Here is an 8,531-nt window from a genome sequence, read left to right as displayed (position 1 = left end):
GCTGGACCATGCGCTGGAAGACCGCGCTGAACGCCTTCGACATCACCTTCGACGGCCGCCTCTCAGCAGCCCGCCAGTAACCCCAACTGCCCCAGTTACACCACTCGTTTGACAGACCCAAGAGCGGGTTTGAGGAGGACTGGTTGCTCTTCGTCCTGTGTCAGACCCGTGGGCGATGATCGGGGCATGCTGCAAGCGAGAGACGAACATGGCCGACGGGTGGGGAACCCGAAGCCGTCAGCGTTGAGTCAGATGGTGGCGAACCTTGGCCGGAGCAACGCCTTCGTCATCGTCGAGCGCGTCGACGATGAGAGGGACGGAGACTGGTATGTCCAGGTGTGGCTGAGGGACGACAACACCTACCAGCTTGAATTCCGTGACGGGACCGCGGCCGAGCACTACCAGACTCGGACGATCTCCCAGGAGAAGGTGATCGCCGCCTTGAGCGGCTGGGCAGAAGGCCGCCCGGAGTGGAAGGACGCTTTCATGTGGAACAACATCAGCGCCTTCTTCGCTGACGCAGACTGACCCGCCGTCCAGAGGGCCAGCGGGGTCAGTGACCTGCGTCTGTTCAGCTGCGGCGCATCGGGATGACGTCAGGGTTCGCCATCGGGATGGTGGGTCGTGCGGCTTCGGGAGTGGCCAGCAGAGCGACGATGGTGACGGGCTTGTCGCAATGCGGGCAGTTCCGGACGGCCGTGGGCGCGAGGGGTGTCGGGTCCGGTGATGCCGAGGTCATCGTTTCGCCTTCAGCCGCATCGGCTGCTTCGTCGCGTTCGCGGCGTCGGCGTCGGCTTGCCTCTGCTTTGCAGCGGGGGGTGCAGTAGGTGTGCCGGACTCCCGCACTGGGGTTGACCTGGAATGACATCCAGCAGATGGGCACTCCCGGAATTCAACCAGCACGTCCAGTCACCCCTTTGCGAAGGTTGTCGGAGTGAGCGGTGTGCATCGTGAAGTTGCTGGTGAGGGGGCTGGTGTGCGCGGGGTTCAGGAGGCTCGTGCTGGTCGCGGACGGGTGACTTCGGTGAAGATCGTCGGTCAGCGGGTGACTTCGCGGTTCGTGAGGACCAGTAGGGCCCTGACCAGGGAGGTCGCCCATTTAGGGTCGGTGCGGAGCCTGCCGAGCACGCGCCAGTTCTTGAGGTGGGCGAATCCGTGCTCGACTGGGGCCCGGACGGCTGCCAGCGCCTTATTGGACAGCTTCTGTCCCCGTGTCAGGGGCCGGTTCCGAGCGGCCTTGTAGCCGGTGATCACCGCTGGGCCAGCGTCCGGGTCGCTGTCGTCGAGCCCGACGAATCCCAGGTCGGCGATGGCGCCGAGCCCGGCCGCCCGCAGCTTGGCGGTGAGCTTGTCGTGCCGGCAGGCGGTGATCTCCGAGGTCCGTCCGGGCCAGGTCGCCGAGACCCAGAGCAGGCGGCCACGGTCGTCGGTGAGGGCGATCACGAGCAGGCCATGGCACTTGTGCTTGCCCGAGTGTGCGCCGTGAGGCGCTCGTTGTTCGAGTGGAGGTGAGAGACCGCCACCACCGTCCTGTCGCAGCAGGGCGGTTGAAGCTGGGGGCAGCCTGAACCGGGAGGTGCCGGGGAGGGCGGGAAGCAGCCCCGACAAAGCCGGGACGTGCCAGTACTGCCAGATGGTGCGGGTCCGGCAAGCGAGACGGAGAGGAGTACGCGAGGAACCGGCGTCTACGCCTCCTTAAGGCACGCCAGCTCGAACCTGGTGGATGAGGGCTGGATGCGGTGCGTCCCTGCTGGATATTCGGCTGGCGGGGAACTTCCCGGGTGGTCTATTTCGGTCGCGCGGGGAGGCCACGGTGAAGTGCTGCGGGGTAGCCGTGGCGAGGCCGCGGGGGTATAGCCGGGCTCCTACTCCGACGATCGAACAGCGAGTGAACACGGGAACCGTCCCGGTCCCGCCCTCCTGCCGCGCGTCCAGTTCGGGCGGAGGGCTGGGTCCATCGTCGGCCGATCGGGCCGGGACGGGGCGGAGCCGCCGTAGTACTCCGAGCCGGGGAGAGCCCGGCACATGGGGAAGGGCGGCAGCGGTTTCGAGAAGGGAAGGAGGCTGCAATGCCGAAAGACGCACCGCTGAACAGTGGTGCTCCCGAGGCCCCGTTGGGGTCTCACCAGCGGGTATCGGGGATGCAGACCAAGCTTCACCGTTGGGCGGCGGCTGACCATGGCCGCAGGTTCGACGATCTGTTCAACCTCGTATGCGACCCGGCGACGCTGCTCGTGGCGTTCGAACGGGTCGCGGGCAACAAGGGAGCCGGAACCCCGGGCGTCGACGGCCTTACCGTCGTCAACGTCGAGCGGGAACTCGGCCTCCCGGGCTACCTTGAGGACCTGCAAGGCGTACTGAAGTCGGGTGAATTCCGCCCGCTGCCGGTGCGCGAACGCAAGATCCCCAAGCCCGGCGGAAGCGGGAAGGTGCGCAAGCTCGGCATCCCGACCGTCTCCGACCGGGTGGTCCAGGCAGCTCTCAAGCTGGTGCTGGAACCGATCTTCGAGGCCGACTTCCTGCCGGTCTCCTATGGTTTCCGGCCCATGCGGCGCGCACACGACTCGATCGCCGAGATCCACCGCTACGGCACCAGCGGCTATCGCTGGGTGCTGGACGCGGACATCGAGGCGTGCTTCGACTCCATCGACCACACGGCCCTGATGGACCGGGTGCGCGCGAGAGTCAAGGACAAGCGCGTGCTGCGGCTGGTCAAGGCGTTTCTCAAGGCCGGCGTCCTCACGGAGGGCGGCGGCCGCGAGGAGACCTTCACCGGCACCCCGCAGGGCGGCATCCTCTCCCCGCTGCTGGCGAACATCGCCCTGTCCGCGCTCGACGAGCACGTGATGGAGCCGTGGGAGCCGGGCGGGAGGATGTCCACCAGAGGCAGGCGGGCGCACCATCGTCTCCACGGCCGCGCGAACTGGCGCATCGTCCGCTACGCGGACGACTTCGTCGTCCTGGTCGACGGCAGCCGTGACGACGTCGCCCGCCTGCGCGAGGACATCGCCGACGTAATGCACCCTCTCGGGCTGAGGCTGTCCCCAGCCAAAACTCAGATCGTGCACATGTCGGACGGGTTCGACTTCCTTGGGTTCCACATCCAGTGGCGCCGCAAGCGAGGCTCGAACAAGTGGTACGTCTACACCTTCATCGCCAAGAGGCCCATCCGGCAGCTGAAGGACAAGATCCGTGCCCTGACGAACAGAACGTCGCAGCAGGACCCGGGGACCGTGCTGAAGAGGATCAACTCGATTCTGCGCGGCTGGGTCAACTACTTCAAGCACGCGTTATGCAAGACCACGCTGAAAGCTCTGGACCAGTTCGTATGGCGCCGGGTGACCAGCTGGTGGATGGTGCTGCATCGCTGGAGGTGGAAGGACGTCCGTCGACGCTTCACCGACCGCAACGGCCGGTGGCACAAGCTCTCGGCGGACGGGATCGAACTGTTCCCCATGGTTTCGATCGCGGTCACCCGCTACCGATACCGGGGCAGCACGATCCCCAACCCCTGGACACTCAACCACGCTTGAACGGCAGAGACCGTGGAGAGCCCGGTGCGGTGAGAGCCGCACGCCGGGTTCGGCGAGCGGCACGGAGAAACGGACCGATGGCAACACCGGCACCGCGCTCCGTGCCGACTCAACAGTTCTTCCGGTTCGCTGTGCCGGTGCGGCGTCGGGTGCGGATCAGCGTGCCGTCCAGCAGTACGACTCCGCCGCCCGTTCGGGCGATCTTCTTCAGGGCCCGCTGGAGGCGCGGGGCGCGGGCGGCCAGCAGGCCGACGACTTCGCGGACCCACCGGGTGACGGTGGTGCGGTGTATCCCGTTGCCGCCAGCCAGATCGCCCGGCCGCTGATCACAGCGCAGTACTGCGAGCACGATGGCGGCGATCCTTCCCGGGGGCAGGGCCCGCCACCGTGAGCCGATCTTCTTGCAGTGGCCGCGTATCAGGGCGGCGAGATAGTTCAGGGTGGCGCTCGACAGCGGCAGGCGGGCGGTGTAGACAAGGCCGTCAGGGCCCTCGACGACGTGGTTGGCTTTCTTCACACCAAACTCAACTGCCGTCGGTGGCCCGCCAGCTACGCCTCGTCCTGCGCGGTCACGGACGCGCGGTGAACCGCCCGTCGGGCCGCTTGTGCAGCCATCCGCGGTCGGCGAGCTTGGTCATCTTCGCGCGCAACGGCTCCAGCTTGCCGCGCACCGAAGTCTCCAGGCCCAGCCGCTCGCCGACCACCCTGACCTGCACCGGGCCGTCGGCCTCCCGCACGATCGCCAGGATCTTGCGGTAGTCGCTGGGCAACGCGTCCTCGTCGGCCGCGTCGCTGCGGTGCGGGATGAGCAGGACCGCCCGCCCGGCCACCTTCGCGGACACCGGAGCGACAGCTTCGGCGTCGGCCTGGGCCTGCTCGGCCAATCGGTTCAACACTCGTTCCGCGATCGCCAGTTCGTCCCGCTCGACCTGGACCTCCTGCAGCTGTTTGGTCAACTGCTCGGCGAGGGCATCCAGTTCGCCTCGGCGAGTGGTGATCCACTGCCGCTCCTGCATTTCCGCAGTCCCCTCGATCTCATGGCGTGCCGACCTGCCGACGGATCGTAGGCGCGGTTTGTCGCGGGCGCAGTCGAACCCAGCAGACCACCGGAATGGGACCTGCCCGATGATCTACACCGTGGTTATCGGCCGCCGACCGGTGCGAGTACCTGAATCGCCATTCACACCAGACCCGTGACCTGCGACTTCACGACTCACTCCGCTCAGTGGCCCGAACTGGTGCATCGACATCGACGGGCCCATCGCTTGGTGCCAACGGCGCAAGGTCGAAGGGATGTACTACCCGGCGCCGCGCTATGCGCCAGATCCCTCCCTCGCGCCGGTATTCGTCCTCGTAAGTACCTCCACCGACAATCCAGCGGTGGTTGCGGAGTTGGGCCAGGACCACGACGTCCGATCGTCCGGTCGCGGAAGCGCCGTCGATTTCCACCGTGTGGTTGGCAGTGGCGTGCTGCATGATCGGGAATGCCTGCCACTGCTGCTCGACCGCCGCGCGGATGGCTTCGATCCCCGTGAATATCTGGTCCGAGCTGGTCTCCCACGCGGCGTCCGCTGTCCAAATTGCCTCCCAGCGGACTGGGTCGCGGTGGTCGGCACCCACGCAGTAGTCGTGGGCCAGCCGATGCAGTGCGAGTTCCGTCTCGACTCGGTCCAGGCGAGCGGCAAGATCTTGTAACGTCGTCATTCCTGAGAGGCTACTGACGGTTGAGATGGCCCGCAGGGCGGCCGCCTCACCCCTGCAAGCGCCGGCGCAGGGCGTGCAGTTCGCCGTTTGCCGCAGCGAGAAGCCCGCAGTTGGGCAACTTCTTCACGGTGTTTGCGGCGGTCAGAAACTGACAGGTCCTCGGCAAGGTCCGCACCGACCTGAAGCGGGCGACCACCCTGGTGAGGGCCTTGCTGGTCCTGACGAACCGCGAAGTTTCCCGCTGACCGACGATCTTCACCGAAGTCATCCGCCCGCGACTTGCACAAGTATCGAGAACCCTGCGCACACCAGACTCGTAACCTGCGACTTCACGATGCACGCGGCTCAGTCAGTGGCCGTGACGTTGGCACAGCAGGCCGGGACGGCCGATGGGCTCATTCGCTCGCGATCTCGTTGTGGTCTGCGAGCCAGTGGTGGCTGACTTCTCGAATCATAGGTGCGAGGGGGCTGCCCGGGCGGGTGTACACGTAGCGGCGGGAGGCTTTGATCTGGAGCACGTTCATACGGTCGACGTCAGCCTTGGCGGCGGCTGCGTAGCGGTCGGCGGGTCCCAGGGCGAGCATGTGGCGGGGGCCGATGGGGAGCACGGTGGAGTGGGCGTCGCCCAGGGCCATGCTGTAGAGGAGCTTGTCGTCGTGGTGGCGCACGGTCAGGGCCGGGTTGTCGCCGATCAGGAACTCGCCTTCTTCGGGTTCCAGGATTTCCAGCGGGGACCGGGAGATGAGTTGGCGGGCTTTGCCGAAGTTGTCCTCGATGCGTACGCGCAGCAGCGACCCGTTGCGGTAGGTCGTCATCATCACGTCCAAGAGTTCGTCCGCGCGGGCGGCGAGTCCCTGCGGGCCGGTCGTGTACAGGCCGGTGCGCTCCAGAGCGGCGGCTTGCAGCCGGAGTGCCCCGTTGGTGAGGAGCCAGCGACGCTGTTCTTGGTAAGTCTCGGCGAAGAGGCGGTGGAAGAGCTCGCGGTAGTGCTGCGAGCGGACGTAGTGCAGTGCGATCAGGTCGCGCAGCACTGTGCCGATGTGCGGGTCGTTGAACGCGTCGCCCGCCTTCACCGCGGCGAAGGCGTCGGGCAGTTCGCGTTCGACTTCGCCCCACGTGTCTTCCAGGGAAGCGGAGGCGAAGGGCACGAAGTTCTCGATCTGGGCAACCCCGCGAGGGGCCCGGGTTTTGAGCCGGCGCTCGGGGTGCCGCAGATCGTAGGGCTGGACGTGCCGGCCGGATACGCGCTTGCTGGGCGTCGCGAACTCGCGCAGCAGAACCTGCGAAATGACATGCTGGTGACGCACGTTGGCGCTCGCCTCAGGCGTGAGTTCGGCGATCCTGTTCAGGTCCCCGCTTCCGGCGACGGTGCTTCTCGCGTTCACGTGATCCATGGTCCCGAACAGCCCGGCCCCGCGCATCCGTTTTCCTCTGCGGGGTTGGGCTGTCTGCCGTCCGACCTGCTGCCGAGGCCAGCAAGGTCCGCAACGTAGCAGCGAGGCCTTCAGCCGCTTGGCGGGTAGCTGGCGGATGCCGAACCCTGGGATGTCAGCTCTCCTGGACGGCGGCTGTGTGCTGAAGGGCTGTGAGAAGGCGTGCGTGGGCTTCGGCTGAACCAGCCTGCAGGGAGTGGCACCTGGCTTCTGTTAGGACCTCTAATACTCCAGCAGCGGTTCGTGTCCTGAGCTGGTGATTGTCGTTGTCCTGGTATGGAGGGCATGACTGAAGTCGGTTGCTGGACTGGTGAGTTGGAGTCGGTGTTCGAGCGGGTGGCAGGCCGGTTCGGTCGGGCGGATCTGCGGTGGCGGATGCGGGACTACGTCCGCGGTCTGCTGGGACAGGCGGCAAGGAAGAACGGCTGGCAACTCGCTGAATGGGCAGGCCACCGCACCCCGGATGGCTTTCAGCGGCTGTTGAACAGCAGTATCTGGGACGCCGACGTCCTGCGCGACGACGTCCGTGCTTACGCCGGTGAGTCTCTTGGCCCTGGTGGTGTGTTGATCATCGACGACACCGGGTTCATCAAGAAGGGCACCACGTCGGCCGGGGTGGGCCGACAGTACACCGGCACCTCGGGAAAGATCGACAACTGCCAGATTGGGGTGTTCGCCGCCTACACCACCAGTTCGGGCCGGGCCCTGGTCGACCGGGACCTCTACCTGCCAAAAGCCTGGACGTCCGATCGTGACCGCTGCCGGGCGGCGAAGATCCCCGACGAGCGGGGTTTTGCGACCAAGGGAGAGTTGGCCCGTAACATCGTCCGCCGTTGCCTCGCCGGGGGTCTGCCCGCCGCCTGGGTCACCGCGGACGAAGCCTATGGACAGGACTGGCACTTTCGCCGCCTGCTCGAACAACTCGACATCGGCTATGTGGTGGCGGTGCCCAAGTCCCAGCAGATCAAGTCCCTGGCCGGCATCTGGCGCATCGACCAGCTCATTGAGGACGCCCCTGCCGATGCCTGGCAGCAGTTCTCCTGCGGCGACGGGGCCAAGGGCCCGCGCGTCTACGACTGGGCCGCAGCCAAACTACCCATCAACCTGATCTTCGACCCCGACCCACCGACCCACCACCGCTGGGTGATGGCCCGCCGCAGCCTGTCCGACCCCGGCGAGCTCGCCTATTACCTCGCCTACGCACCCGTTGGCATCGAGATCGCCGAGCTGGCCCAGGTGGCCGGCTCCCGCTGGGCGATCGAGGAGTGTTTCCAGGCCGCGAAGAACGAATGCGGTCTCGACCAGTACGAGGTCCGCCGCTACATCGGCTGGTACCGGCACATCACCCTGGCCATGCTCGCCCACGCCTTCCTGGCAGCACTCGCCGCCCAGGCCAGTGGCAAGGCAAAGGGGGCTGCAGAAACGGATCAGCCCTCATCCCGCTCACCGTGGCAGAGATCCGGCGACTCCTGGACACTCTCCTGCCCCACCCACGAGCCGACCGCGACCCCGTCATCCACGCACTGAAATGGTCGGCCTGGAGAAGACGCCGCCAAGCCATCGCCCGCAGCTGCCACTATCGAAAACGCAGCTCAGGACACGAACCGCTGCTGGAGTACTAAGTCCTCGACACCCTCCAGGACGTCTTGAGGTGCTGGACCGGTGGCTGCATCACCTGCCACCAAGCCCTGCCCGCCACAGCACGCACGACGCCAAGATCGAGATAGACCTAACGGAGTCCTACTAGGGTCCGTCTTCAAAGATCATCGCGTGGTGGATCATGGTGGGGTGATACGTCGACATGAACTCACCGATCTGGAGTGGGAGTTACTCGCTCCGCTCATACCGCGGGCCGCGACAG

8 protein-coding genes and 1 pseudogene are annotated in these 8,531 nt (G+C 66.4%); 3 read left to right on the top strand and 6 right to left on the bottom strand.

All coding sequences use genetic code 11. The features are described from left to right. Positions 1-186 precede the first annotated feature (186 nt). On the top strand, positions 187-528 hold the full coding sequence (locus tag CW362_RS41915; RefSeq protein WP_240658339.1) for a hypothetical protein: 342 nt from the start codon (positions 187-189) through the stop codon (positions 526-528). A 43-nt stretch (positions 529-571) separates the two neighbouring features. On the opposite strand, the gene CW362_RS43650 is transcribed toward CW362_RS41915, so the two are convergent. Both CW362_RS43650 and CW362_RS41910 read right to left on the bottom strand, forming a co-directional pair. After that, positions 572-739, bottom strand: a complete 168-nt coding sequence (locus tag CW362_RS43650; RefSeq protein WP_162684425.1) for a hypothetical protein — start codon at positions 737-739, stop codon at positions 572-574. Between the two features lie 299 nt (positions 740-1,038). Further along, on the bottom strand, positions 1,039-1,608 hold the full coding sequence (locus CW362_RS41910) for a transposase family protein (protein ID WP_276313769.1): 570 nt from the start codon (positions 1,606-1,608) through the stop codon (positions 1,039-1,041). Between the two features lie 533 nt (positions 1,609-2,141). Here CW362_RS41910 and ltrA point away from each other — a divergent pair. Continuing rightward, complete coding sequence (gene ltrA, locus CW362_RS41895) at positions 2,142-3,533, top strand: group II intron reverse transcriptase/maturase (RefSeq protein WP_446459446.1); 1,392 nt, start codon at positions 2,142-2,144, stop codon at positions 3,531-3,533. 115 nt (positions 3,534-3,648) lie between these two features. On the opposite strand, the pseudogene CW362_RS41890 reads toward ltrA, so the two are convergent. From CW362_RS41890 to CW362_RS41875, 4 genes and pseudogenes are all read right to left on the bottom strand, one after another. Then, a pseudogene (locus CW362_RS41890) lies at positions 3,649-4,050 on the bottom strand (helix-turn-helix domain-containing protein); the annotation flags it as partial. Between the two features lie 52 nt (positions 4,051-4,102). Then, the gene (locus CW362_RS41885; protein ID WP_103554828.1) at positions 4,103-4,549 is read right to left on the bottom strand and encodes a hypothetical protein; all 447 of its coding nucleotides are present in this window, start codon (positions 4,547-4,549) and stop codon (positions 4,103-4,105) included. Positions 4,550-4,739: 190 nt separating this feature from the next. Beyond that, entirely contained in the window at positions 4,740-5,237 is a 498-nt protein-coding gene (locus tag CW362_RS41880; RefSeq protein WP_103554827.1) for a nuclear transport factor 2 family protein, read from the bottom strand. Between the two features lie 395 nt (positions 5,238-5,632). Next, on the bottom strand, positions 5,633-6,622 hold the full coding sequence (locus CW362_RS41875) for a DUF4238 domain-containing protein (protein ID WP_162684423.1): 990 nt from the start codon (positions 6,620-6,622) through the stop codon (positions 5,633-5,635). A gap of 333 nt (positions 6,623-6,955) precedes the next feature. Here CW362_RS41875 and CW362_RS41870 point away from each other — a divergent pair, with 333 nt between their 5' ends. Next, on the top strand, positions 6,956-8,197 hold the full coding sequence (locus tag CW362_RS41870; RefSeq protein ID WP_376455290.1) for an IS701 family transposase: 1,242 nt from the start codon (positions 6,956-6,958) through the stop codon (positions 8,195-8,197). The last annotated feature ends 334 nt before the right edge of the window (positions 8,198-8,531 follow it).

It is taken from the genome of Streptomyces populi (assembly GCF_002911015.1).
Taxonomy (GTDB): Bacteria; Actinomycetota; Actinomycetes; order Streptomycetales; family Streptomycetaceae; genus Streptomyces; species Streptomyces populi.
The sequence above is the reverse complement of the archived record's forward strand: the minus strand, read 5'-3'. Positions and strand labels throughout refer to the sequence as shown.

What these genes read in the sequence shown, in the direction of transcription:
- ltrA (WP_446459446.1), top strand. Translation starts at nt 2,142, where the DNA reads ATGCAGACCAAGCTTCACCGTTGGGCGGCGGCTGACCATGGCCGCAGG.
- CW362_RS41870 (WP_376455290.1), top strand. Translation starts at nt 6,956, where the DNA reads ATGACTGAAGTCGGTTGCTGGACTGGTGAGTTGGAGTCGGTGTTCGAG.
- CW362_RS43650 (WP_162684425.1), bottom strand. Translation starts at nt 739, where the DNA reads ATGACCTCGGCATCACCGGACCCGACACCCCTCGCGCCCACGGCCGTC.
- CW362_RS41915 (WP_240658339.1), top strand. Translation starts at nt 187, where the DNA reads ATGCTGCAAGCGAGAGACGAACATGGCCGACGGGTGGGGAACCCGAAG.
- CW362_RS41880 (WP_103554827.1), bottom strand. Translation starts at nt 5,237, where the DNA reads ATGACGACGTTACAAGATCTTGCCGCTCGCCTGGACCGAGTCGAGACG.
- CW362_RS41885 (WP_103554828.1), bottom strand. Translation starts at nt 4,549, where the DNA reads ATGCAGGAGCGGCAGTGGATCACCACTCGCCGAGGCGAACTGGATGCC.